Below are 25438 nucleotides of genomic sequence, written 5' to 3'. Positions count from 1 at the left end.
GAGCCGCGACCGCACCGCTAGGTTGAAGCGATGCCCACCACATTCGAGGACGTCGCCAAGTCCAAGTACATCCTGCTGACGACGTTCACCAGGGACGGCCGGCCCAAGCCGACGCCCATCTGGGCAGCACCTGACGGCGACCGGCTGCTCGTCATCACTGAAGCCGACTCCTGGAAGGTCAAGCGAATCCGCAACAACCCCCGCGTCACACTGGCCGCCTGTGACGTCAAGGGCACCCCGAAAAGCGACGCCGTCGACGCCACCGCGACGATCCTCGACAAGTCGCAGACGAACCTGGTTTACGACGCGATCGGCAAGCGCTACGGCCTGATGGGCAAGGTGTTCAACCTGTTCAGCAAGTACGTGCGCGGCGGCTTGCGCAAGAACGTGGGCCTCGAGCTGAAGGCGGCCTGACAAATGACCACCTTCGACGACGTCGCTGGCTCCGAGTACATCCTGCTCACCACGTTCACCAAGGACGGCAGGCCAAAACCGTCGGCGATCTGGGCGGTTCGCGACGGTGACCGACTGCTCGTGATCACCGACGACGACTCCTGGAAGGTCAAGCGAATTCGCAACACCCCGAGGGTCACCATCGCCAAGAGCAGCGGCCTCGGTAAGCCCAAGAGCGACCCGGTGGAAGCCGTCGCGCGGGTACTTCCGAAATCCGAGACGCACGCGGTCTACCAGGCGATCCTCAAGCGCTACTGGTATCACGCGTGGTGGTTCTACGCGCACACGCTGCTGCGCGGAGGCATCGACAAGGTGCACGTCGGCCTCGAGATCACCCCGGCGGGCTAGGAACCGAAACCCGACGTGGCACGTTCTGCTCACATGGTGTTTCGGTGGTTCTGGCTCTACGTCGTCCTCGAGCTCGCGGCCGTGGTTGCGCTCGGATGGGCCATCGGAGTCGGCTGGACGCTGCTGATCGTGCTGGCGTCGTTCGTCGGCGGCCTCGCACTGGCCGGCGCGCAGGCCGACCGGCAGATCCGCCGGTTCCGCAGCGGGCTCGTCACCGCCCAGGGCGCACTCACCGACGGTGCGCTGATCGCGCTCGGCACCGTTTTGGTGGTCATCCCGGGAATCGTCACCACCGCGCTCGGATTGCTGTTGCTACTTCCACCGACTCGGGCGGCCGCCCGCCCGATGGTGGCGGCGCTTGTGGGCAAACGCGTCCCACTCATCGCGCAGCGGCGCGACTACATCGACGGCGAGGTCGTCGACGTGGTCGACTACCAGCCGCCGGCCCTACCGCGCACCCCTTGACCACACTGCTGCTCGGCGGCCGGGTGCACAGCCCGACGCACCCTGAAGCGACCGCACTTGCCGTTCGCGACGGCGTCGTCGCCTGGTTGGGCAGCGACACTGCCGGCCGAGACGCGTTCCCGGGCGCCGAGGTGGTCCACCTCGACGGCGCGCTCGTCACCCCGGCGTTCGTCGACAGCCACGTCCACACCACCGCCACCGGGCTCACGCTGACCGGACTCGACCTGCGGCCCGCCACCTCCTTGCAGCACTGCCTGGCACTGCTGCGCGGTTACGCCCGTGCCCACCCGGACGGGGTGATCTGGGGCCACGGCTGGGACGAGTCGGCGTGGCCGCAGCCGATCGCACCCACCACTGATGACGTCGACGCGGCCGTCGGGGGCCGGCCGGCGTATCTCGCGAGGGTCGACGTGCACTCCGCGGCCGCGTCCACAACACTGCGTGCGCTCGCACCAAACTTGCTGCAGCGCAAGGGGTTTCATCCTCAGGGACCGCTGACCGCAGATGCGCACCACGCCGTAAGGGCCCTCGCTCGCGACCTGCTCACCGCCACGCAGCGGGCGCAGGCACGGCGTGCGGCGCTCGACGCGGCCGCCGCGCTCGGGATCGCCGCCGTCCACGAATGCGCCGGCCCTGACATCGGCGGCCTCGAGGACTGGCAGGAGCTGCGCACCACCACCCACGGCGTCGAGGTCGTCGGGTACTGGGGTGAGGCGGTCAGCGACGCCGACCACGCGGCCGATCTGCTGGCCCGCACCGGGGCGCGTGGCCTGGCCGGCGACCTGTTCGTCGACGGGGCTCTCGGCTCGCACACCGCATGGCTGACCAGGCCGTACGCCGACGCCAGCCACTGCGCCAATCCGCATGGCAACTGCTACCTCGCCCCTGATGCGATCGCCGCGCATGTGCTCGCATGCACGCACGCGGGCATTCCGGCGGGCTTCCACGCAATCGGTGACGCCGCGGTCACCGCGGTGGTCGACGCAATTGCCGCGGCTGTCGACCGCTGCGGGCGCACGGCCGTCGCTCGATGCGGGCATCGCGTCGAGCACTTGGAGATGATCGACGCGCAGCAGGCCCGCAAGCTGGCCGAGTGGGGCGTGACCGCAAGCGTGCAGCCCAATTTCGACGCGCTCTGGGGTGGCGACGACGGCATGTACGCCGCGCGGCTGGGCGCCCGCCGAGCCCGCCGATGCAACCCGCTGGCGCTGTTAGCATCCGAAGGCGTGTCCCTAGCGTTCGGCTCCGACACCCCGGTGACCAGCATGAATCCCTGGGAAATGGTGCGTGCCGCGGTGCATCACCGAACACCGGGCAGTGGGATTTCGATCGAGGCCGCGCTCGCTGCGGCCACCCGCGGCGGCTGGCGGGCTGCGGGCGTCCGCAACGGCCTAGCCGGAACGCTGACACCCGGTGCGCCCGCCTCCTTTGCCGTGTGGGATGTGCCGTCGTTGCCCCGACTCGATCCCGACGACCCACTGCCGCGCTGCCTGCAGACCGTGCACCGCGGCGAGGTCATCTATGGCTGACGCCCGCGTGCTCGAGCGGCTCGGCCGCGGCGTCCTGAACCGGATACCTCAGCTCGCGGCCACTGTCGGCGCGGGGCTGCTGCTGTGCGTGAGCTTTCCGCCGTTCGGCTGGTGGTACTGCGCAGTCGTCGCGTTCGCGGTGCTGAGCTGGGTGCTGCTGCGGGAGACCACCACGGCGCTCGGCGGTTTCGGCTACGGCTTTTTGTTCGGTCTCGCGTTCTACATTCCCCTGCTGCCGTGGACAGGTGAACTGGTCGGCGCGGTGCCGTGGCTGGCGTTGTCAGCGGTGCAGGCGGTATTCCCAGGGCTGTTCGGTGTGGCGGCCGTCGCGGTCAGGCGGCTACCCGGCTGGGCCGTGTGGTTCGCCGCGCTGTGGGTCGGCGCCGAATGGCTGAAGAGCAGTGTGCCGTTCGGCGGATTCCCTTGGGGTGTCGTGGCATTCGGGCAGACCGATGGTCCGATGCTGCCGCTGGTCCGGCTCGGCGGAGTTCCGCTGTTGTCGTTCGCGATCGCGCTTACCGGGTTCAGCATCACCGCGCTGGTCCTCGAGGTCGTGCACGGGTGGCCGCGTCGAGGCGACACCCCGCCGCGCGTTCTGCTGCCCGGCATGTGCATCGCCGTCGTGCTGTTCGCAGTCGCGGCGACCTGGCCGGGTGTGCGCCAGTCCGGCAGCGGTGCCGACACCGACCGCACGATCATCGTCGCCGCGATCCAGGGCAACGTGCCGCGGCTCGGCCTCGACTTCAACGCCCAGCGGCGAGCCGTGCTCGACTACCACGTCCGCGAAACCGTCCGCCTCGCCGACGACGTGCGGGCCGGCCGTGCCCCGCAGCCGCAGTTGGTGATCTGGCCGGAGAACTCGTCGGACATCGATCCGCTGCGCAATCCTGATGCGGCACAAGAGATTTCGACTGCCGCCGCGGTCATCCGCGCGCCGATTCTGGTCGGTGCGGTGCTGCAGCGGCCCGACTATTCCGAAGAGAACCCGGCTTCGACGAACACCGTGATCGTCTGGGACGCCGGGCGTGGGCCGGGGGAGCGGCACGACAAGCAGATCGTGCAGCCGTTCGGCGAGTACCTGCCGTGGCGCGCGTTGTTCTCCCATTTGTCGCCGTACGCCGAGCGCGCAGGCTACTTCGTGCCGGTCGACGGTGACGGGGTCGTGCATGCCGCCGGGGTGCCGGTCGGCGTCACGACGTGCTGGGAGGTGATCTTCGACCGGGCCGCGCGGGAGTCCGTCGTCAACGGCGCCCAGCTGCTGGCGGTGCCGACCAACAACGCGCTGTTCGGCCAGCCGATGAGCCAGCAGCAGCTGGCGTTCGCGAAGGTCCGCGCCGTCGAGCACGACCGGTATGCCGTTGTGGCAGGCACCACAGGGATCAGCGCGATCATCGCCCCGGACGGCCGCGAGGTGGCCCGCACGGACTTCTTCGAGCCCGCCTACCTGGTCAAACAGGTCCACCTGAAGACGCATTTGACCCCGGCGACGCGATGGGGACCGATCGTCTTGTGGGTGCTGATCGGTATCGGCGGTGCCGCCCTGCTCGCCGGAATACTGCACAATGGATGGTTCATACGTCGGCTCCGGCCGGGCGTTAAGGACAAAGGAGCGTCATGACCACCGGAAGCCCCGGCGGCCAACCAAGCCAGCGCACGTTGGCGATCATCCCGACCTACAACGAACGCGAGAATCTGCCGCTGATCGTGCAGCGGCTGCAGAACGCGCGGCCCGACGTGCACATCCTGATCGTCGACGACGGCAGCCCCGACGGCACCGGCGAGCTCGCCGACCAGCTCTCCGCGGCCGACCCCGCACACATCCACGTCATGCACCGCACCGCCAAGGACGGATTGGGCGCGGCATACCTGGCCGGCTTCGCCTGGGGCCTGGCCCGGCAGTACTCGGTTCTCGTCGAGATGGACGCCGACGGCAGCCACGCCCCGGAGGAGCTGTCGCGGTTGCTCGACGCAATCGACGCGGGTGCCGACCTGGCGATCGGCTCGCGCTACGTCGAAGGTGGGCAGGTGCGCAACTGGCCATGGCGCCGGCTGGTGCTATCGCGCACCGCGAACTGGTACTCGCGCACACTGCTGGGCACCAGTGTCAACGACATCACGGCCGGCTACCGCGCCTATCGCCGGGAGGTGCTGGAGAAGATCGACCTGTCGGCCGTCGAGTCGAAGGGCTACTGCTTCCAAATCGACCTGACCTGGCGCACGATCAACAACGGCTTCACCGTGGTCGAGGTGCCCATCACGTTCGTCGAACGCGAACTCGGGGTCTCCAAGATGAGCGGGTCGAATATCCGCGAGGCGATCGTCAAGGTCGCTCAATGGGGAATCCAGGGGCGCAAAGACCGCGCCCGTGGAACCGCCCCGGCCCAGCGGCTCAGCCGCGGTGTCTGATTGCGCGGCTCAGCCGCGGCGGCGCTGGCGGATAATCTCCAGCCGCTCCTTGAGCAGCTCGTCGAGCTCCTCGATGGTGCGGCGCTCGAGCAGCATGTCCCAGTGCGTGCGGGGCGGCTTGACCTTCTTCGGCTCCGGGAGGTCGCCCTCGATCAGCGTGCCCTCCATGCCGTTGCGGCACAGCCAGGTGCCGGGGATTTCGGCGTCGTCGGCGAACGGTACCTCGAACTCTTCGCCGTTCTCGGTGCGATACCGCGCGATCTGACGCGGCGCCAGGTCGTGGTTGCGGTCGGTCTCATAGCTCACGGCACCGAGCCGGCTGCCTCTCAGGACTCGATCAGCCATCGTCAACACTCTCCATCTGTTGCATGTCCGCGCAATTACCCAGGTAAGCAACGCAGAAGGTGCGCTGGCAGTTCCCACGCGGTGGGCGACGCGACCTCCAGGATACCGGGCCTGCGCGGAAAAGCCGCTTAGAGTCATCAGGCGGTGACTACTTCTGCCCCTCGCATCCGCGGCGCCCGCCGCGCGCAACCGTGCCGCTGGTGCGGTCGCGACGTCGCCGACGCCGGAATCGGGCGCAGGCGCCAATACTGTCGCCAGTCGTGCCGCCAACGGGCCTACGAGCACCGCGCCGCCGTGAAGGGCACCACTTTGCCTGCCGACGCGGTGGTGCTCTCCGCCGAGGAAGCCGCGCGCTGGTCCGACCGGCTTTACCAACTGCGCTGCGCGGCAGAAGACGTCGCAACCGCGCTCGACGAGGGCGCGGACAAGGCCGAATTGCGGGAACTGTGCGGCGCGCTGCTGGATGCGGCCAAGGCCGCCGACGGGTGGCGCTGAGCGCGGCTGACGTTAGTTGCCCATCGCCTGCGGGTACCTGGCAGCGGTGAACCCAGCCGAGGAGTTGCAGGCCGTCGCCCGACGACTGTTCGGTTGGCAAGAGCTCCGGCCGGACCAACTCGACGGCATGCGGGCGATCCTTGCCGGCCGCGACGTCCTGGCAGTGCTTCCGACCGGATTCGGCAAATCCGCGATCTACCAGGTGCCGTCGGTCCTGACCGACGGCACCACACTGGTGATCTCGCCGTTGATCGCGTTGCAGCAGGACCAGATCGCCGCGCTGGAAGCCACCGACGAGCTCGAGGCCGTCGCGATCAACTCCCGCCAGCGCGCCGCGCAGGCCGAGCAGAGCTGGGCCGCGGTTCGACACCAAGAGGCCGACTACGTCTTCTTGGCGCCCGAGCAGCTCACCAAAGACGCTGCGCTGGAAGAACTGTCGCACGGACAGGTGTCGCTCGTCGTGGTCGACGAAGCGCACTGTGTCTCGTCGTGGGGGCACGACTTCCGGCCGAGCTACCTGCGCATCCCCGACGCGCTCGCGCGCCTGGGCCGCCCGCCGGTGCTCGCACTCACCGCAACCGCGAGCCCGGTCGTGCGGCGCGAGATCGTCGAGCATCTTCACCTGTGCGACCCCGTCGAGATCGCCGGCGGCTTCGACCGGCCCAACATCCGCCTCGAGGTACACCACCATCTGCGCGACGACGACAAACGTGCCGCGGTGCTGGCTGCCGCCCTGGAACTGGACGGCCCCGGCCTGCTGTACACCGCCACCCGCAAAGACGCCGAGTTCTACGCTCGCGAACTGGCCGAGCACGGCCTTCGCGGCGCGGCCTACCACGCTGGGCTGTCCGCCGCCGAACGCGAGAGGGTGCATGCGGGATTCGGCGACGACCAGTACGACGTGGTCGCCGCGACGTCGGCGTTCGGAATGGGTATCGACAAGCCGAACGTGCGGTTCGTCATCCACGCGTCGGTTCCCGATTCGGTGGACAGCTACTACCAGCAGATCGGGCGCGCCGGCCGAGACGGCCACGAGGCGCTGGCCCGGTTGTTCTACCGGCCCGAAGACCTCTCTCTGGCAAGGTTTTTCACGACTCAGCGGCCCGACGACGCGTTGTTGCGGGCGGTGTACGACGCGCTCGGCGACAAGCCGAAACGGCTCAAACACCTTCGCGCGGAGCTCGATGTGCGTGGCAGCAAGCTGACCAATGCCGTCAACCTGCTCGAGCAGGCCGGCGCAATCAAGAGCACCAAGAAGGGTTTTCGCGCCGGCGGCCAGAACGCCGCGATCGCGGTGCGCCGCGCCCTGGAGGTGGCCGACGTCGCCGAGCGGGTGGACCGCACCCGTGTGGAGATGATGCGCGGCTACGCCGAGGCACGCGACTGCCGACGGCGCTTTTTGCTCAGCTATTTCGGCGAGACGCTCGCCGAGCCGTGCGGCAACTGCGACCAGTGCACGGAGGGGGACACCACTTCCGCGCGCGACGAGACGGCCGGGTTCGCTGTGGACGCGGAGGTGCAGCATCGCGAGTGGGGACACGGCGTGGTGATCGGCGCAGAAGAGGACCGGCTCACCGTGCTGTTCGACGACTACGGCTATCGCACGTTGTCGGTGGCTGCGATCCGCGACAGCGATCTGCTGCGGCCTGCCCGCGCTGCAGGCTGATCAGCGAATCGGTTCTCAAGGCGAGTCCCAACCGGCCGGACGGCTACGCCTTCGCTACCGTCGAGGAATGGCCGATGGCAATGTGCGAGTAACCATCACGAGCGGCACCGTCGAAGGGCGCACGAGTGGTGGGGTGACCAGATGGCGGGCCATCCCGTACGCGCGCCCGCCGGTGGGCCGGCTGCGGTACAGAGCTCCGCAACCGCCGATTCCTTGGCGCGGGGTGCGGTACTGCCATGACTTCGCGTTCTGCGCCCCGCAGCGCCGCCGGTACACGCTCATCGGCTTGAACAAATACCAACCCGTCAGCGAGGACTGTCTGACCCTCAACGTGGTGGCCCCCGCCAGACCGTCGGAGGAGCCGCTGCCGGTGATGTTCTTCATCCATGGCGGTGGCTACATGCTGGGCAGCTCGGCCACACCGCTTTACGACGGCGCGGCACTGGCTCACCGCGGCTGCGTGTACGTCTCGGTGAACTACCGGCTCGGTGCGCTCGGCTGTCTTGACTTGTCGTCGCTGTCCACTCCCGAGCATCCGATCGAGAACAACCTGTTCCTGCGTGATCTGGTGCTGGCCCTGCAGTGGGTGCACGACAACATCGGCCACTTCGGCGGAGACCCGAATCGAGTGACGATCTTCGGCGAGAGCGCTGGCGCGCACGCGGTCGCCACGCTGCTCGCGGTGCCGGCCGCGCGGGGCCTGTTCGCGGGCGCGATCTCGGAAAGCCCTGCCAGCGGCATGGTCGTCAGCGCCGAAGCCGCCCCCCGGTTCGCCGCCAAGTTCGCCGAGCTGCTGGGGGTCGACCGGCGCAATGCCGCCGCCACGCTGATGCACGTTGAGCCGCGCCGCTTGGTCAAGGCCTGCGACCAGCTGCTCGAGCATTCGGTCCAAGACATGTCCGGCGGATCGTTCGCCCTCGGCCCGACCGTCGACGGCGACTACCTGCCCCGCGATCCGGTGCAGGCGATGGCCCGCGGCGAGGCGCACCGAGTTCCCGTGGTCGTCGGCAACAACGCCGAAGAGTCGCGGCTGTTCACCCGCTGGCTGAAGATGATGCCGACGACGGAGAGGGCGCTCGAGCGACTGCTCGCCGACATCGACCCCGCCGCCCGCGAACGCATCCAGGCCGCCTACCCGGGCTATCCGCACCCCGACGAGTGCATGCGGCTGTCCGCCGACATGTTCTTCGGGTCGGCGGCCTGGCAGATCGCCGAGGCGCACAGCAAGCACGCGCCCACGTACATGTACCGGTATGACTACGCGCCTCGGACGTTGGCATGGAGCGGGCTGGGCGCCACCCATGCGATGGAGCTGCTGGCGGTGTTCGACATGTACCGCACTCGGCTGGGGTCTCTGCTGACCGTGGCCGGGGACCGGCGTTCGGCGCTGCGGGTGAGCAACAACATCCAGTCGCGGTGGCGGCGGTTCAGCCGCACCGGCGTACCGGGCCAGGGCTGGCCCAGCTACGACCACAACCGCGCGGTCATGGTCTTCGACAAGCACTCGCGGGTGGAATACGACCCGTACCCCGCCCGCCGAGAGGCCTGGCAGGACTTCAGCCTCGCCCGTTAGGCGGGTCGGCACATGTCTGCGCTTCAGAGCCCATTTGGCAACTACCAGTTCGAGATCTATCTCAAGGGCATGGCCGGCCAGACGCCGGACTTCCCGATGAGCTGGACCGAGCTCGAAGTGCAGGCGTCGGCGGTCATGGACGCCGGTGCCAACGGCTACGTGTTCGGCAGTGCGGGCACCGAGGACACCGAACGTGAGAACAGGGCGGCTTTCAATCGGCACCGGATCGTGCCGCGGATGTTGCGCGACGTGTCGGTGCGCGACCTTCGCACAGAGCTCTTCGGCGTCAAGCACGCAGCACCGCTGCTGCTGGCGCCGGTGGGCGTGCAGTCGATCGTGCACCCCGACGGCGAGCTCGCCGCGGCCCGCGGTGCCGCCGCCACCGGTATCGGGTTCGTCGCATCGACCGCAGCGTCGTACTCGATGGAAGAGATCGCCGCTGCCGGCGCCGAGGTGCCCCGCTGGTATCAGCTGTACTGGCCCAGGGATCCCGAGCTGACCGCAAGCTTCGTCGGACGCGCGAAAGCTGCCGGGTACGGCGCGTTGGTCGTGACGCTGGACACCGGACTGCTGGCATGGCGTCCCCGTGACCTGCAGACCGCTTACCTGCCGTTCCTGCAGTCGGTGGGCATCGCAAACTACTTGTCGGACCCCGTGTTTCGCGCCGCGCTGCCGACACCACCGGAAGAGGACCCGACGGCGGCGGTGCTGCACTTCGTCAGCGTGTTCAGCAATCCCGCCATGAGTTGGGCCGATCTGGCTGCGTTGCGCGAACTGACCGACATGCCGATCATCCTGAAGGGCATCTTGCATCCCGACGACGCACGGCTGGCGCGCGACCACGGCGTGCACGGCGTGGTGGTGTCGAACCACGGTGGGCGGCAGGTGGACGGTGCCGTCGCGGCGCTCGACGCGCTGCCCGAGGTGGTGGACGCAGTCGGCGACCAGCTCACCGTGCTGTTCGACAGCGGCATACGCTCCGGTGCCGACGTGGTCAAAGCGCTCGCACTGGGTGCCGGCGCGGTGCTGCTGGGCCGCCCGTATCTGTGGGGGATGGCGCTGCAGGGTGCCGACGGGGTGGCGCAGGTGATCCGCAACCTGCTCGCGGAAGTCGATCTGACACTGGCACTTTCGGGCCATGCGTCACCGCGAACCCTCAATCGCGGTGTGCTGCGCGCCCGCCCGGCTTAGGGTCGGACAATGCGAGCCGCCGATGTGACCGCCGAGTGGTTGAGCGCCCAGCTGCACGCTGAGGTTTCGGAATTCGACGTGCAGCGCATCGGAACCGGACAGATGAGCGAGTGCTACCGCGTCGCGTTGCGCTACGCGAACGCCGCGGCAGGTCCCGATTCGGTGGTCCTCAAGGTCGCCGCCGCTGACCCGGTGAGTAGCCAAACCGGTTTCGCGCTGGGTCTTTACGAGCGCGAGGTCCGGTTCTACGCCGAGGTGGCCCCGCGGCTGGTAGGGCCGATCGCACCGTGCTACCACGCGTCGTTCGACGGGCAGGCTCAGACTTTCGCGCTGCTGCTCGGTGACGCCGGACCCGCGGAAGTCGGCGACGAGATCGCCGGCACGTCGGTGGATCGGGCGCGGCTGGCGGTGTCCGAACTCGGCCGCCTGCAAGGACCCACCATCGGCGACCCGGCGCTCGCCGGAGCCGATTGGCTCAACCGGGAATCGCCGATCAGCCAAGCGATGCTGGCCCAGCTGTACGCCGGATTCGCCGAGCGCTACGCAGACCGGATCGCGCCGCGCCACCGGGAGGTGTGCGAGCGTCTGGTCGCCAGCTTCGACGCGTACGCGGCGGCCGAAACGCAGAGGCCGCAAGGTCTGGTACACGGCGACTACCGGCTCGACAACATGCTGTTCGGCCTCGACGGCGCCGACCGGCCGCTCACCGTCGTCGACTGGCAGACCGTCAGCTGGGGGCCGGCCATGACCGATCTCGCATACTTTCTGGGATGCGCGCTGCCGGTGCCGCTGCGACGCGCGCACGCCGACGAACTGACCGCTCACTACCACACAGCGCTGGGGCCGGCCAGCGCACTGACGCTCGCCGACGTGCGCGAGGGAGTGCGGCGGCAGAGCTTCTTCGGCGTGATGATGGCGATCGTGTCGCCGATGTTGGTGGCTCGCACCGATCGCGGCGACGAGATGTTCATGACCATGATCGCGCGGCACTGCGAGCAGGTGCTCGACACCGACGCTCTGGCGCTGCTGCCGGAACACGTTGCCTCCCAACCTCTTACGCCTGCAGCGATCGACGAGTTCGCGCACGCTGCCGGAGTGGAGCCGCTGTGGAACGAAAGCTGGTATTGCGATTTCGTCGACCCGGCGCAGCGCATCGGGGGATATGTGCGGCTGGGCCTGACTCCCAACGAGGGCGTGGCGTGGTTCACCGCCCTGTTGTGCGGCCCCGAGCAACCGACCGTCGCGGTGATCGACTTCGCCGCCCCGTTCGACGACCCATATAGCGTTAACACCGACACTTTCGATTTCGCGCATTCGATCGTCTCGCCGCTGCAGCGGTACCGGCTGGTTCTCAATGGCCACGGTCAGGTGCACGACGATCCCGCCGCGTTGCTGCGCGGAGAGCCCGGCCGCGACGTCGAGGTCAGCATGGACCTGGAGTGGTTCACGGCCGGGACGCCGTATCAATATCGCGTCACGTCGCGCTACGAAATCCCTTGCACCGTAACAGGAACCGTCAGTGTCGGCGGCCGGAACGCAAGAATCGACAAAGTGCCCGGACAACGCGATCACTCGTGGGGAGTGCGCGACTGGTGGGGCATGGATTGGGTGTGGAGCGCTTTGCACCTCACCGACGGCACACACCTGCACGCCGTTGACATCCGACTGCCCGGTGCGCCGCCCTTCGGCGTCGGCTACGTGCAACCGCCCGGCGATCAACTGACCGAGCTGCAATCGATCAGCGCGCGGGCATCGTTCGGGGCCAACGGTTTACCGCTGACGACCGCAATCATCTACGACGACCTAGAGGTGGCCGCCGACATCCGAGGTCACGCCCCGTTGAGGTTGCAAGCTCCCGACGGCCGAGTGGCATGGTTCGCACGCGCATGGGCAGCGGTCACCACGTCCGACGGGCGCGACGGTGTCGGCTGGATCGAGTGGAACCGCAACGACGTCGACTAGATGACCCGCCTTCAGCGCTACCTCACCTTCGCCGCCGCGATCCTGGTGACCGGTGTCCTCAGCGGTATGGCCGGCGGCTTCACCACCGTGTTGGTGCGGGCGATCGAACACCTCACCTACGGATATATGCAGGGTCCGTTGCTCACCGGCGTGAAAGACGCCTCGATACCACGGCGATTGCTCGGACCTGCGCTCGGCTGCGCACTGGCCGGCGCGGGTTGGTGGCTGCTGCGACGCAAGACAACAGTGCCCGGTCTGACCGAGTCCATCCGGCAAGGCCGCCCTTTTGCCCAGGGTCCGATGGCCGCTGACGCGCTGTTGCAGGTCTTGGCCGTCGGCTCCGGCGCCTCACTGGGGCGCGAACAGGCGCCTCGACTCTTCGCGGCCGCATCGACTGAGCTGTTGATCCGGCTGGGATCGCTTGCGCCAGAACATCGTCGGATTCTGTTCGGCAGCGCAGCCGGTGCGGGCTTGGCCGCGGTGTACAACGTGCCTGTGGCCGGCGTGCTGTTTGCCTTAGGCATTGTGTTGCGCAGCTGGCGGCCGTTGCCGGTGCTGGTGGCGGTGGCGTCGTCGTGTATCGCCACAGTGACCGTGTGGCCCATCACCCACGGCGCGCCCACATTCGTTTGGCCCGACACGCACTTCACATGGAAGGCCTTCCTGTTCGCAATCACCGCGATGCCGCTTGCCGCGCTCGTGGGCACCGCGTTCAACGGGTTGATCGCGCACGCTCGGGTGAAGGCGCCTGCGACGTCGTGGCTTTTGATACCGGCAATCGGTCTGGCCGGACTGGTCACCGGCGCGGCATCGATTCCGATGCCACAGATGCCGGGCAACGGTAGGAGCATCGTGCTGGAAAGCCTCGCCGGTGGGGACACGCTGATCGCGGTGAGCGTAGCGATGGTGCTCAAGCCGGTTCTGACGGCGTTGTTCATCCGCGCCGGCGCAGTGGGCGGCATGCTCACGCCGGCATTGTCGACGGGCGTGGCCACCGGCGCCTGTGTGGCGCTGGCCGTCAACCGCCTAGGTGGTGAGGCCAGTGTTCCCACGCTGGCTTTGATCGGAGGCGCCGCCGTTCTCGGGATCACCCAGCACGCACCGGTGTTCGCGGCCATGTTCACCGCCGAACTGACCCATCCGCCGCTCGAAGTATGGGTGATGTTGCTGTTCGCCGCAGTCGGCGCCCACGCGGTGCGAGCCGCGGTAGTGCGGCGGCGGTCGATGACCCGGGTTCCCGCCGAGCACTGAGTCGTCACAAATCTGTAAGCGTGCCGGCGCAGGCAGCGGGTATGCGGGCGTAATGGGTGAACAACAATTCCACAAGGGTGACAAGGTGACCTGGAAGAGTCATGGCGGCACCGCAGAAGGCACCGTCGAGGAGAAGATCACGTCGGACACGACGGCTGCCAAGCGCAAAGTGCGGGCTTCTGAGGACGAACCGCAATATCGGGTGCGCAGCGACAAAAGCGGCAACGACGCAGTGCACAAGCCAGAGGCGTTGCACAAGAAGAATTCCACGTGACATGGCAGATGACGACGCCAAGACCTGGAAAGAATTCCGCGACGCGGTCAACATGACGGCCTCGGAATTACAGCGATGGCTCGATACAGACGAGTCGAAGAGCGTGGGGCAAAAGTCAGGACGGTCAGAATCAACCGGCCACAAAAGCGGCCGGCGCATCGTCGAGATTCTCAGGTCCAAGAAGTCGGAGCTGAACGAAGACGACTTCGCCCATATGCGCAAGGTCGTCGGCTACACCAAACGCCATCTGGCGCAACGCCCTTCAGGGTCCGTAGATCACACCGCCTGGCGATATTCGCTGATGAACTGGGGCCACGATCCGACGAAATGAGCGTCAGGCCTGGTGAGCGCTGCTGTCGTCGAGGTCGTCACGACCCAGCCCCATTGGCGTCATCTCCGGGATGTCGCCGCCGCCGATCACGCGCCGCGTGATCGGCGTCAGTGTCTGGAAGAGCGTCTCGACCTCGTCGTCTCCGAGCGCGTCGAGCGCAGCCAGCGCCAGGCGGTCTGTTTCCGTTTCCAGCCGTTCCTTCAGTTCGATGCCCGCAGCGGTGAGCGTCCCGTTGCCGTCGAGCAATCCCTTTGCGGCCAAAGCACTTTCGTGCTCCTGCCAGGACGCCTCGTCGTAATCCCGTGCCCGCATGAGGTATTCGCGCGGCACTTTCCCGGCCGCTGCATGCAGCACATTGGACTGCCGCCCCGAAATACCTGCCGCGGTCAGTAACGCGACGTGGCCGTCGCCGCGGTGCTCGCGCAACAAGGTGCAGGCATGCCACAGCGCCGCCGCCGGCTCGTCGGGCCAGGGCAGCGCCTTGTTCGCCGCGAATAGCGGGCGGCCGTCGACGCCCAGATACTCGGCGGCCCGGCGGGCGAGACCTGCTGCGGTGCGCACGGCGTCGTCGTCGCCGCTGATGCCGTACCGGCGCAGCGCCGCGACAGCCGAGTCGTAGCGTGCCTGCAGCGCCGCTTGGGGACCGGCGACCGCCCATGCGCCGGTCAGCGACTTGGCCACCCGCTGGGGCGCGAAGTTGTAGAACACCGCGGCCACCACGTCGGATGGGACCTTGCCCAGCGGTGCTGACCTCGCCGCGAAGTAGCCCACCCAAAATCCGCGGTAGCCAAGCCCGTCGAGCGCAGCTCGGGCCTCGGGCGCAAAGTACGTCACTGCGTGCACGGGTTCGAAGCGGTTGAAGAAACGTCGCGCGAGTTCAGGCTGTCGGTCCACAGTGAGAGTTAACCTCAGGCATGCGGCCGATCGTCGTGATGGGCGTGTCCGGATCCGGCAAATCGACCGTGGGTGCCGCGTTGGCGCAGCGGCTCGGCGTGCCGTTCGCCGACGCTGACGACTTTCATCCCGCCGCCAACATCGCAAAGATGGCCGCGGGCATCGCACTCGACGACGAGGACCGATATCCCTGGCTCGACGCCATCGGCCGCTGGCTGGCCGATCGCTGCGACACCGGCGGGGTGATCAGCTGCTCTGCGCTCAAACGCAAATACCGGGATCAGCTGCGAAGCCATTGTGCGCGAACGACCTTCGTCCATCTGAGCGGATCTCCCGAAGTGATCGCCGCGCGGCAGGCGAGCCGGCCCGGCCACTTCATGCCCGCGTCGCTGATGGCCTCGCAATTCGCCACGCTGGAACCGCTGCAACCCGACGAGCACGGACTCACCCTCGACGTCGACCACGACATCGACTCGATCGTCGCCGACTATCTGGCCTCCGCGCGGGAGAGGGGCACCCGATGACGCCCACCTTGCTGGCCGCCGACCTGCCTGCGCCGGTGGCCGCATGGTGGCAGCTGATCCTCGCAGCGGCGGCGGGTATCGCGTTGATCGTCGTGCTGATCACCGCTGTCAAGCTGCATCCCTTCCTGGCGTTGATCTTCGGCAGCCTCGCGGTGGGCAGTGTGGCCGGCGAGAACCCGGAGAAAGTGCTCAAGTCGTTCGCTGACGGCTTCGGCTCCACCGCGGCCGGAGTGGGAATCCTCATCGCCCTCGGCGCGATGTTCGCCAAGCTGCTCGCCGACTCCGGTGGCGCCGACGAGATCGTCGACACGATCGTCGGCCACGCATCGCCGCGCGCGCTGCCGTGGGCGATGGCACTCGTCGGCGCGATCATCGGACTGCCGATGTTCTTCGAGATCGGCCTCGTGCTTCTGATGCCGGTCATCTACCTGGTGGCGCGGCGGTCGCAGTTGTCGCTGATCGCCGTCGGCATCCCCGCCCTTGCCGGGTTGTCGGTGATGCACGGGCTGGTGCCGCCGCACCCCGGACCGCTGGTGGCGATCGCGAACCTGCATGCCGACCTGGGCGTCACGCTGGCGCTCGGAGTCATGGTCGCGATACCCACCGTCATCGTCGCTGGTCCGCTGTTCGGCATGCTGGCCGGGCGCTGGGTAGTGGTCGACGTGCCCGCGCCCTTGTCCACCGAACGCCCGGATCCCGCACCGGTCGACGAAGTACGCGTCGACGGTCCCGAACGGCGTTGGCGCCGACCGTCTTTCGGCATCACACTGTTCTCGGTGCTGCTGCCCGTCGCGTTGATGTTGGGCAAGGCCGTGGCGGACATCTTCATCGATGACGACAACCAGCCCGTCCGTGTGGTATTCGACGTCCTCGGGACACCGTTGCTGGCACTGCTGATCGCGGTCGTGGTCGGAATGTTCACCTTCGGCGTGGGGGTCGGCATGTCGCGTGGCGAACTGGCGACCTGCATCGAGTCCGGCTTGCCGCCGGTAGCCGGCATCATCTTGATCGTCGCCGCCGGCGGTGGTTTCAAACAGATCTTGGTCGACACCGGAATCGGCACCATGCTCGCCGACTGGGCGAAGGGCGCGCACATCTCGGTGCTGCTGCTGGCATGGGTGATCGCCGTATTGATCCGACTGGCCACGGGCTCCGCGACGGTCGCGACGGTCACGGCCTCGTCGCTGATGCTGGGTCTGGTCGAGGGAATGAGCAGTGGTCAGGTGGCGCTCGTGGTGCTCGCGGTGGGCGCCGGCTCGCTGTTCTTCTCGCACGTCAACGACGCCGGATTCTGGCTTGTGAACCAGTATTTCGGCATGACCGTAGGACAAACCATCAAGACGTGGTCATTGATGGAGACGCTGCTGTCCGTCGTGGGCTTCGTGCTGGTGCTGTTGCTGGGGCTGGTGATCTGAACCCCGGCTCAGGCGAACTGCTTGTCGAGCCGCTTTTGCGCCTGCTTGGCCGCTTTGTCGGCCCGCTTCTGCGCCTCCTTGCTCAGCTTGTCGGCGCGCTTGCGGGCCTTCTTGGCGGCCTTCTTGCTCTGCTTCCTGGCGGTTTCGGCCAAGTCGGCGCCGCGTTCACGCGCCACGTCGGCCCAGTCGGACCCACGCTCGCGGGCGACCTCAGCCAAGTCGGCGCCGCGCTCACGCGCCACTTCGGCAAGCTCGGCGCCGCGTTCACGGGCGACCTCGGCAAGCTCCGCGCCACGCTCGCGGGCGGCATCGAGTAAGGGAGAGACCCGCTCACCGGCGACGTCGGCGAGCTCGCGGCCGCGCTCGGCGCCGGTCTGCAAGCCTTGGCTGACCTTCTCGCCGACGGTGCCGAGCAACGCGCCGCCGGAGGCTGCGCCCACCGGCAACGCCGCCGACACCGCTTGGGATGCCCGCTTCGCGGCCCGACGGCCCCGCCAGCCGAGCGACGGCTTGCCTTCGGTATCCACCGACGCGATCATCAGCCCGCCAAGCAGGCTGAGATCGGTGAGGAAATCTCGCCGCTGTTGTGCTTTGCGCTGCGGATCGCTTTCGGTCCAGAACAGATGTCCGCCAAGGCTTCCCGGCACCACCGTGAGCGCCAGCGCCGCCGACGCAAGCCGCGGCAGCTTGCCGCTGGCCAACAACAGACCGCCACCGATCTGCACTCCGGCGGTCACTCGGGCCAACGTGAGGGGATCTTGAGCGACCTTGCTCGCCGCGGATGGGGGCAGTTTCTGCAAGCCCTCAGCGGTCGGACGGGCCGTCTCGGCCGCCTCCTCGGGGCTGCGAAGAGCCTCGACCCCTTGGCCAATGAACACAGCTGACAGCAGCGGACGCGCAACTCTGCGAACTAGCATGCCTTCGAATAACCTTCCTTCTCGCTTCGCAAACCCGAGATCAGTGCTGCCCCGGCGCGTGGTTGTCGGTGACTCGTTGAAACACCGGCACCGCGATCCACAGGAACGCCATCGCCACGGCCGCGCAGGCGCCGCCCGCCCATCCGGCCGCCGCGCCGTACACCGCATCAAAGATCACGATCGTGACGCCGATCATCGCGATACCCAGCAGCACCACGCCGGCGATCGCGCACCGATGCGCGGTGGACACCAGCGTCCGCAGGCGCCGCTGCCGGAACAGCACGCGGTGAATGACCACTGGAGCGACCAGCAGCAGCGTGGCGCCGATGGAACACACCACCGTTGCCAGATAGACATCCTTGATGACGTCGCTCAACGCAGAGAACCGCTGCTGGAACGGAAGCGTCAACAGAAAACCGGTGACCAGCTGGGCGCCGGTCTGGGTGACACGCAGTTCCTGCAGCAAGTTGCTCCAATTGCGGTCCAGCCGTTCGGATTCGCTTTCGTGCCGGGCGGAGTCATCCCACTGCTGATCGCGTTCCGGGTGGTCGACGTCCACGAAGTCATTCTTACCCGCGGATGGCGTATCGCACCTCATCGGTTCCCCGCAGTCAGGGACGACCTTCGTGGCCCTCCCGCCCGTGCGTGCGGCGGCTCTCCTTCATCTCGGCTTCGAACACGTGCCGCCTGCCGCCTTGTAGTTCGTCACGGACCTGCTTCTCGTGGTGACGGAATACGGTCCAATAGTTGTCGTCGAATTCTTCGACGATCTGGAACGTCCAGCGGCCGTAGAGCACGTTGCGTCCCACCAGCTCGGCCTGCAGCCGATCCGCGACGGCGCCGTGCCCGGCGTCGCGGAGCTTGTCGCAGGCCTCGCCGAGGAGGAGATCGGCACGCCCCATCAGCTGGTGAAATGAATAGAGCTGGCCGCGGGCGCGTTCCACCCACTCCAGCGCTTCTGACACCGCGCCCACCGCTTCGACGGTCGCGTCGTCGACACCGGAAGGTCGACGGTGGTCGTCACGGGTCACGCTATCTGCTTCGGTCATGGCCGAGCCGTACCCGCTGCGCAGGTGCAGCGAACTTTTCGTCACATTCCGGTTAGCGTCGTGAAGCCGCGCAATCAACTGCCGGTCACGGCGGCGTAGAGGGCGTTGATCTGCTGGGTCTGTCGATCCGGGAGAGTCGGCCATGACTTGACGTTCTCGAGCAGCGACTGGGGCGGGTTGATCAGCGGGTTTGACGCCAGCTTCGGATCGATCTTGTCGAGTTCGTCGGCCATGCCGGACAGCACCGGCACGTAGTGGGTGTGGGCGATCAGCTTTACGTAGTTCGCCCGGTCGTAGACGTAGTTGATCCAGGCCTCGGCCCAGTCCTGATGCTGGGTGGTGTAGGGGATGACCATTGTGTCGGTGAAGGCCGTTCCGCCGGTTTGCGGCATCACGAACTGCAGATCTGGGTTGTCCGCTTGCAGTTGCACGACGTCACCCGAATATGCTTGCGCGACAACCACATTGCCCGAGGCGAGGTCGCTGGTGTAATCATTGCCGGTAAACTTTCGAACCTGGCCCTTGTCTTTTTGCTGCCTGACGAGGTCGACAGCTTTGCGCACGGCCTCGACAGTCGGGTCTTCCGGTGAATTGCCTTGCGACAGCATGATCATGCCCAGTCCGTCCTGCGGATCGGAGAACAAACTGACTTTGCCTTTGAATGCCGGGTCCCACAGGTCGTCGACGGTTGTGATGTCGCGGCCCGTGGCAGCCCTGTTGTAGGCCAGACCGACCAACCCAGACATGTAGGGCGCGCTGAAATTACGGCCGGGGTCCAGCGTGGCGTTGAGGAGATCGGGCCGCATGTTCTTCAAGTTGGGGATGTTCGCGTCGTTGAAGTCGTTGAGCCAACCGAGGTTGCGCAGCCGGCCCACCATGAACGACGTCGGCACCACCAGGTCGCAGCCGATGTCCTGCTTACGTGACAGCGCGTCTTTGACTTTCGCGAACCATTCCTCGTCGTCGTTGAAGTCCTCCTTGTAGTCGACGGTAATGCCGGTCTTGTTCTGGAAGCCGGCGATGAATCCGTCGACCATGTAGAACGGCCAGTTCGAGATCCGAAGCGAGGTCGACACCGGTCCGCTCGACCGGTTGGAGGTACCGCAGGCGGCGAGGAACGACGGGCCCAATGCCAGCGCTGTCGCGGCGGCCGCACCGCGACCAAGGAACTGTCGGCGGCTGCTGGGTGGCATCCAAGCATCTCCTCGAGATCTTCGAATGGGGAATGTCGGGTGGCTGACACCACATGGCGCTCGGGTTCGGTCCACCTTCGCTGAATCCACCAGCGTCCGCAACCACATCCAGGGTGCATGGCATCGGAAACCGTTGTCGGCGCCCCCTCTTGGAAGAGGCGAGTAGATTGCGCACTCATCCGGCGTCGAGGAGGACCTATGAAGCTGCAGGACGCGTTGGACGCGATGTCGGCGGATGGCCGCCCCGCTCACGTTTACAGCGAGCCATACCACACCGCCGACGGGGCGACGATCATCGCTGTGTCGAGAATCCGCGGCAGGATTCGGCGGCACGGGGACGATGTTGCTGTACGCGCAAAGCCGGTGGGACTGTTCGTCATTCGCGGGACGGACGTGAAATGGGAAGCTGCCGTCGACGCAACGCCGATCGCGCTGATCGGCGTGCTCACGGGTTTTGTCGCGGCAACGCTGGGGACAGCGGCGATGATCCGTCGTCCCCCGTGGCCGGATCTGAGGCGGACGGTCGGCTAGGCGCCGTGCCGGCAAGCCGCAGGCGCTCGAAGAACAGCTGGCCGAGGCTGGTACGCGGCCGCACCGCGGCCAGCCATATCAGCAGAACAGCAACAGGAACGCCGATCCACCAACCAAGCAGGTGAATCAGTACGCTCGCGACGATCGCCGAACCCAACGCGCCGACGAACACGAACGCGAGCACGCTGACGAGGATCTCGGCGGCGCCGGGCGGATTGTGCACGTCGGCCAGCCGGTAACCCTCGACGAGCCACGATGCCATGATCCACAGCAGCACCACGACGATCACCGACATGCCGGCCAATGTCAGTGCCACCGGCGACGTCAACCACCGGCCGGCCCGCTCGACCGCCTCACCGGGGGACACCTGGTGCGGCCAGGACGCGAACACCGCCCGGTCAGCCGAAAAAAAGCGTTGATAGCCGCGGCCGTCCCAGCCGTGCACCAGGATGAAGAACATCCCGAAATAGCCGAGGCCAACCTGCAGCCCCGCCGCGTAGCGTCGACCGGCGCGGATCAGACTCGCGGTCACCCAGTAGCCCAGGATGCCTTGGCTCACATTGGTGATCGCGAAAACCGTCACCAGCCATGCCGGTAGCGACGCGTGATCCCGCGCGACTTGCATTGTCTCCCAGTCCGGAAACGCCCACAGCAGGTATGCACCGCTGGGCGCAAACAGTAACGCGCAGTAGAGCACGGCGACGAAAAGGTAAGGCGACGAAAAATACCGCTGCCATCCGGTGGTTGCGGCGCCGGCGGGGCGGTCCTTGGCCAGCGCGATCTGGTGGGTCGCGGCCGCGGCGAACCCCGCGCCGATGCCGTAGGCCCAGAAAACGTCCACCTCGACCATGTGAACCCTCCCGTCGCTGTTGGAACGGCGCGTCTATCCCAGCCGGGCGGACCCGGCGGCGTCAACCCCGGCCAGCGTGTCGAGTCGGAGGTGCGGCGACACGTTATGTATGTCATCATATATAGATGGCTTCTCCGCGAGAGCGCATGGTGCGGTCTGCGGCGCTGTTGATCCGCGAACGCGGCGCCAAAGCCACCGCCATCTCGGATGTGCTGAGACACAGCGGCGCCCCGCGCGGCTCCGCGTACCACTACTTCCCAGACGGCCGGACTCAATTGCTATGCGAGGCAGTCGATTACGCTGGGGAGTACATCGCCAAGCGAATCGCCGACGGGCGCAGCGGCCTCGATGTCCTTGACACGCTGGTCGCCGCATACCGCGATCAGCTAAAGAGCACCGACTACCGCGCCGGGTGTCCCATCGTCGCGGTCGCCGTGGAAGCCGGCGACCCGGACAATCCCGACCGCACCGCGCCGCTGATCGAGCGGTCCGCGGCGGCGTTCGCGCGCTGGAACGAGCTCATCGCGCAGCGACTCGTCGACGACGGTGTTGCGCCGTCGCGTGCTTTGGAGCTGGCGATGCTGATCACCACGTCGCTCGAGGGCGCCATCGTGGTGGCACGTGCATCTCGAGACCTCGAGCCCATCGACGTGGTGCATCGCCAGCTGCGGGCTCTGGTGGAGTCGGAAACACAAAAGAGAAAGAGCCGCCGATGACCGTTGACTGGAAGCCCACCGCCTGCATCCTGTGCGAGTGCAACTGCGGCATCGTCGTGGCGCTCGACGGCCGCACACTGACCAAGATCCGCGGCGACCGAGAGCATCCGGGGTCGAAGGGTTATACCTGCAACAAGGCGCTGCGGCTCGATCACTACCAAAACAACCCCGGCCGGTTGACGTCCCCGATGCGCCGGCGCGCGGACGGCAGCTACGAGGAAATCGACTGGCACACTGCGATTTCCGAGATCGCCGCCGGCTTCAAGCACATCCGCGACACTTACGGCGGCGAAAAGATCTTCTACTACGGCGGCGGGGGACAGGGCAACCACCTCGGCGGTGCCTACAGCGGTGCGTTCCTCAAGGCTCTCGGCTCCCGGTACCGGTCGAACGCCCTGGCTCAGGAGAAGACCGGGGAACATTGGGTGGACCGGCACCTGTACGGCGGACACACCCGCGGCGAGTTCGAGCACGCTGAGGTGTCCGTTTTCGTCGGGAAGAACCCGTGGATGTCGCAAAGCTTTCCGCGAGCTCGGGTGGTTCTCAACGAGATCGCCAAGGACCCGAACCGCTCGATGATCGTCATCGACCCCGTCATCACCGCCACCGCGAAGATGGCGGACTTTCATCTGCGGGTCAAGCCGGGCACCGATGCCTGGTGCCTGGCGGCGATGGCCGGTGTGCTGGTTCAGGAAAACCTCTGCGACGCAGCATTTCTCGCGGACCATGTCACTGGTGCTGATACCGTCCGGCAGGTGCTCGACGACGTGCCGGTCGGGGACTACGTCCAGCGCTGCGGTGTCGACGAGGAGCTGCTGCGGGCCGCCACCCGCCGGCTCGCCGCCGCCGCCAGCGTCGCGGTGTTCGAGGACCTGGGAATTCAACAGGCTCCCAACAGCACGCTGTGTTCCTACCTCAACAAGCTGCTGTGGATTCTCACCGGGAACTTCGCCAAACGCGGTGGGCAGCATCTGCACTCTTCGTTCGCGCCGCTCTTTTCCACCAGTGGAGTAGGCCGTACTCCTGTCACCGGCGCTCCGGTGATCGCCGGGCTGGTGCCGTCCAACGTCGTGCCGGAAGAGATTCTGACCGAGCACCCGGACCGGTTCCGCGCGATGATCGTCGAGAGCAGCAATCCCGCGCACTCGGTAGCCGATTCATCGTCGGTGAGGGCCGCGCTCGAGTCACTGGAATTGCTGGTGGTCATCGACGTGGCGATGACCGAGACCGCTCGACTGGCCCACTACGTGCTGCCTGCGGCGTCCCAGTTCGAAAAGCCGGAGGCGACGTTTTTCAACCTCGAGTTCCCGTGCAACACCTTCCATCTGCGCCATCCGATCCTCGAGCCGCTGCCGGGCACATTGCCGGAGCCGGAGATCTGGGCGCGGCTGATCCGCGAGCTGAACGTGGTCGACGACGCCGAGCTGCGGCCGCTGCGTGACGCCGCCAAGCAAGGGCTGGAGGACTTCGCGCAAGCGTTCATGGCCGGGGTAAGCGCGAATCCGACGTGGAACAAGGTACTGCCCTTCGTGCTTTACGAGACGCTCGGACCCGCGTTGCCCGACGGGCTCGCCGGCGCAGCGGCGCTGTGGGGGCTTGCGCAGAAGACCGCGTTCACCTACCCGGACGCGGTTCGGCGCGCGGGACATGCCGACGGCAATGCGCTGTTCGAGGCGATCCTGAGCAATCGCTCGGGGGTGACGTTCACGGTGCACGAGTACGACGACGACTTCGCGCTCATCACGCATGCCGACCACAAGATCGCGCTTGCGATCCCCGAAATGCTCCAGGAGATAAGCGAATTGGCGGCGAAACGCCAGGAGCTGACGACGCCCGAGTTCCCGATCGTGCTGTCCGCCGGGGAACGGCGGCCGTACACCGCGAACGACATCTTCCGGGACCCGTCGTGGCGTAAGCGCGACGCCCATGGAGCGCTTCGGGTAAGTGTCGAGGATGCACAGGCGCTGGGCCTGGTGTCTGGTGGACGCGCCCGCATCACCACCGCGGCGGGCAGCGCCGAGGCGGTCGTCGAGGTCAGTGAGGCAATGCTTGTCGGGCACGCGTCGCTGCCCAACGGCGACGGCTTGGACTTTGTCGACGAGCACGGGCACACCCATACTCCGGGCGTCGCTCCGAATGCTCTCACATCGAGCACATGGCGCGACGCGTATGCGGGCACACCGTGGCACAAGCACGTGCCGGCCCGCATCGAGGCGCTCGCCGTCTAGACGTTCTCCGCCAGAAAGTTTCGCAGCAGCGCGGTGACGGCATCAGGTTGCTCCAGGGTGCTGGTGTGACCGCAGTTCGGAATCTGTTCCAGTCGTGCGCCGGGGATCAGCTCGGCGATGCGCTGCGCCTTCTGCGGTGGGGTCGCGATGTCGTCGGCACCGACGATCACCAGCGTTGGTGCCTTGATACGGCCGATCTCGTCGTCGATCGGCGCGCGGTTGGCCACACCCATTACGGCCTTGCTGACGCCGCTGCGCCGGCTGCGCTTCAAGCGCCGTTCCCATTCGGCGATAAGCGGCCGGCTGGTCGGATCGGCGAGAAAGCTCGGACCGAACATGATGGGAAACACCGCCTTCCGCAGCGGCGGGATGCCGGTGAACCGGTAGATCGTCCCGAGGAGCTTGTACTGCCTGACCTTGTCGGGGTCTTCGGGGCCGGCGCTGGTGTCGAGAAGGGTCAACGTGCGGATCAGCTCGGGCCGGCGGGCGGCGATGCGCTGCCCGATGAAGCCGCCCATGGACAGCCCGACATAGTGCACAGGAGCGACTCCCAGCTGCTCGATCAACGCCACGGCGTCATCGGCAAGGGTGTCCATGTCGTAACCGCCCTTGGTGGCGGCGCTGTCACCTTGGCCGCGCCAATCGATGGCGATGCAACGGTATTCGCTTTGCAGAGCTTGAATCTGAGGATGAAACATCCAGCCGCTGAACAGCAGGCCGTGGCCGAAGAACACGGTGGGCGCATCGGGCCGCGCCGCGGGCGCCTGCGTGTCGGTGTAGTGGATCGTCGCGTCGTCGCGGCTGAAGGTCGGCATCGGTGTCCTGAATGTCG

General features: G+C 67.0%; 26 protein-coding genes. 18 read left to right on the top strand and 8 right to left on the bottom strand.

The annotated features are described in order from the left end of the window. Positions 1-30 precede the first annotated feature (30 nt). The 6 genes from AC5Y39_RS08280 to AC5Y39_RS08255 are packed head-to-tail and all read left to right on the top strand — an operon-like array spanning position 31 to position 5201. Positions 31-414 (top strand): PPOX class F420-dependent oxidoreductase, encoded by a 384-nt coding sequence (locus AC5Y39_RS08280; protein WP_500016547.1) that lies wholly within the window; start codon positions 31-33, stop codon positions 412-414. Between the two features lie 3 nt (positions 415-417). Then, positions 418-801, top strand: coding sequence for a PPOX class F420-dependent oxidoreductase (locus tag AC5Y39_RS08275; protein ID WP_499908153.1), 384 nt, complete (start codon positions 418-420; stop codon positions 799-801). 33 nt (positions 802-834) lie between these two features. Continuing rightward, the gene (locus tag AC5Y39_RS08270; protein WP_500017065.1) at positions 835-1266 is read left to right on the top strand and encodes an FxsA family protein; all 432 of its coding nucleotides are present in this window, start codon (positions 835-837) and stop codon (positions 1264-1266) included. Further along, complete coding sequence (locus AC5Y39_RS08265; protein WP_500016549.1) at positions 1263-2795, top strand: amidohydrolase; 1533 nt, start codon at positions 1263-1265, stop codon at positions 2793-2795. The genes AC5Y39_RS08270 and AC5Y39_RS08265 overlap by 4 nt, the downstream gene beginning before the upstream one ends. Continuing rightward, positions 2788-4413: an apolipoprotein N-acyltransferase gene (gene lnt, locus AC5Y39_RS08260; RefSeq protein WP_500016551.1), complete on the top strand. Its 1626-nt coding sequence runs from the start codon at positions 2788-2790 to the stop codon at positions 4411-4413. The genes AC5Y39_RS08265 and lnt overlap by 8 nt, the downstream gene beginning before the upstream one ends. Then, positions 4410-5201, top strand: a complete 792-nt coding sequence (locus AC5Y39_RS08255; RefSeq protein ID WP_500016552.1) for a polyprenol monophosphomannose synthase — start codon at positions 4410-4412, stop codon at positions 5199-5201. Before lnt ends, AC5Y39_RS08255 begins: the two co-directional genes overlap by 4 nt. 9 nt (positions 5202-5210) lie before the next feature. Here the strand turns inward: AC5Y39_RS08255 and rbpA are convergent, their stop codons facing one another. Further along, entirely contained in the window at positions 5211-5546 is a 336-nt protein-coding gene (gene rbpA, locus AC5Y39_RS08250; RefSeq protein WP_499908158.1) for an RNA polymerase-binding protein RbpA, read from the bottom strand. Between the two features lie 165 nt (positions 5547-5711). Between rbpA and AC5Y39_RS08245 the strand changes: the two genes are divergently transcribed. The 8 genes from AC5Y39_RS08245 (at position 5712) to AC5Y39_RS08210 (ending at position 14289) form a co-directional block, all read left to right on the top strand. Then, positions 5712-6041 (top strand): hypothetical protein, encoded by a 330-nt coding sequence (locus AC5Y39_RS08245; protein ID WP_500017067.1) that lies wholly within the window; start codon positions 5712-5714, stop codon positions 6039-6041. 46 nt (positions 6042-6087) lie between these two features. After that, positions 6088-7707, top strand: coding sequence for a RecQ family ATP-dependent DNA helicase (locus AC5Y39_RS08240; RefSeq protein ID WP_500016554.1), 1620 nt, complete (start codon positions 6088-6090; stop codon positions 7705-7707). A gap of 67 nt (positions 7708-7774) precedes the next feature. Next, on the top strand, positions 7775-9280 hold the full coding sequence (locus tag AC5Y39_RS08235) for a carboxylesterase/lipase family protein (protein WP_500016557.1): 1506 nt from the start codon (positions 7775-7777) through the stop codon (positions 9278-9280). Positions 9281-9292: 12 nt separating this feature from the next. Then, on the top strand, positions 9293-10471 hold the full coding sequence (locus AC5Y39_RS08230; RefSeq protein ID WP_500016559.1) for a lactate 2-monooxygenase: 1179 nt from the start codon (positions 9293-9295) through the stop codon (positions 10469-10471). Positions 10472-10480: 9 nt separating this feature from the next. Continuing rightward, on the top strand, positions 10481-12433 hold the full coding sequence (locus AC5Y39_RS08225) for a DUF7064 domain-containing protein (RefSeq protein ID WP_500016561.1): 1953 nt from the start codon (positions 10481-10483) through the stop codon (positions 12431-12433). Continuing rightward, positions 12434-13684 (top strand): chloride channel protein, encoded by a 1251-nt coding sequence (locus AC5Y39_RS08220; RefSeq protein WP_500048202.1) that lies wholly within the window; start codon positions 12434-12436, stop codon positions 13682-13684. Positions 13685-13736: 52 nt separating this feature from the next. Then, a complete protein-coding gene (locus AC5Y39_RS08215) occupies positions 13737-13958 on the top strand; it encodes a hypervirulence associated TUDOR domain-containing protein (RefSeq protein ID WP_500016565.1) in 222 nt (73 codons plus the stop codon). A 1-nt stretch (position 13959) separates the two neighbouring features. Further along, complete coding sequence (locus AC5Y39_RS08210) at positions 13960-14289, top strand: DUF3140 domain-containing protein (protein ID WP_500016567.1); 330 nt, start codon at positions 13960-13962, stop codon at positions 14287-14289. A 3-nt stretch (positions 14290-14292) separates the two neighbouring features. Here the strand turns inward: AC5Y39_RS08210 and AC5Y39_RS08205 are convergent, their stop codons facing one another. Beyond that, positions 14293-15183 (bottom strand): SCO6745 family protein, encoded by an 891-nt coding sequence (locus AC5Y39_RS08205; RefSeq protein ID WP_500016569.1) that lies wholly within the window; start codon positions 15181-15183, stop codon positions 14293-14295. A 20-nt stretch (positions 15184-15203) separates the two neighbouring features. Between AC5Y39_RS08205 and AC5Y39_RS08200 the strand changes: the two genes are divergently transcribed. Together AC5Y39_RS08200 and AC5Y39_RS08195 are read left to right on the top strand one after the other, a co-directional pair. Then, positions 15204-15707 (top strand): gluconokinase, encoded by a 504-nt coding sequence (locus AC5Y39_RS08200; RefSeq protein WP_500016571.1) that lies wholly within the window; start codon positions 15204-15206, stop codon positions 15705-15707. Beyond that, on the top strand, positions 15704-17122 hold the full coding sequence (locus AC5Y39_RS08195) for a GntT/GntP/DsdX family permease (protein WP_500016573.1): 1419 nt from the start codon (positions 15704-15706) through the stop codon (positions 17120-17122). The genes AC5Y39_RS08200 and AC5Y39_RS08195 overlap by 4 nt, the downstream gene beginning before the upstream one ends. Before the next feature lie 8 nt (positions 17123-17130). Here the strand turns inward: AC5Y39_RS08195 and AC5Y39_RS08190 are convergent, their stop codons facing one another. The 5 genes from AC5Y39_RS08190 to AC5Y39_RS08170 form a co-directional block, all read right to left on the bottom strand. After that, positions 17131-18039, bottom strand: a complete 909-nt coding sequence (locus tag AC5Y39_RS08190) for a DoxX family membrane protein (RefSeq protein ID WP_500016575.1) — start codon at positions 18037-18039, stop codon at positions 17131-17133. A gap of 40 nt (positions 18040-18079) precedes the next feature. Continuing rightward, positions 18080-18598, bottom strand: a complete 519-nt coding sequence (locus AC5Y39_RS08185; RefSeq protein WP_500016577.1) for a DUF6328 family protein — start codon at positions 18596-18598, stop codon at positions 18080-18082. Positions 18599-18650: 52 nt separating this feature from the next. Beyond that, positions 18651-19088: a hypothetical protein gene (locus AC5Y39_RS08180; protein WP_500016579.1), complete on the bottom strand. Its 438-nt coding sequence runs from the start codon at positions 19086-19088 to the stop codon at positions 18651-18653. Between the two features lie 74 nt (positions 19089-19162). Further along, positions 19163-20281, bottom strand: coding sequence for an ABC transporter substrate-binding protein (locus AC5Y39_RS08175; protein ID WP_500016581.1), 1119 nt, complete (start codon positions 20279-20281; stop codon positions 19163-19165). Between the two features lie 445 nt (positions 20282-20726). Continuing rightward, positions 20727-21662 (bottom strand): hypothetical protein, encoded by a 936-nt coding sequence (locus tag AC5Y39_RS08170; protein WP_500016583.1) that lies wholly within the window; start codon positions 21660-21662, stop codon positions 20727-20729. 125 nt (positions 21663-21787) lie between these two features. On the opposite strand from AC5Y39_RS08170, the gene AC5Y39_RS08165 reads away from it, so the two are divergent. After that, complete coding sequence (locus AC5Y39_RS08165) at positions 21788-22378, top strand: TetR/AcrR family transcriptional regulator (RefSeq protein ID WP_500016586.1); 591 nt, start codon at positions 21788-21790, stop codon at positions 22376-22378. After that, positions 22375-24606 carry a molybdopterin-dependent oxidoreductase gene (locus AC5Y39_RS08160; RefSeq protein ID WP_500016588.1) on the top strand — a complete coding sequence of 744 codons (2232 nt, stop codon included), beginning with the start codon at positions 22375-22377 and terminating at the stop codon, positions 24604-24606. The genes AC5Y39_RS08165 and AC5Y39_RS08160 overlap by 4 nt, the downstream gene beginning before the upstream one ends. Here AC5Y39_RS08160 and AC5Y39_RS08155 read toward each other — a convergent pair. Continuing rightward, positions 24603-25421, bottom strand: coding sequence for an alpha/beta fold hydrolase (locus tag AC5Y39_RS08155; protein WP_500016590.1), 819 nt, complete (start codon positions 25419-25421; stop codon positions 24603-24605). The genes AC5Y39_RS08160 and AC5Y39_RS08155 overlap by 4 nt on opposite strands. Positions 25422-25438 lie beyond the last annotated feature (17 nt).

The organism is Mycobacterium sp. NGS39 (assembly GCF_059812765.1).
Note: the sequence above shows the minus strand (reverse complement) of the source record. Positions and strands in the feature narration are given on the sequence as shown.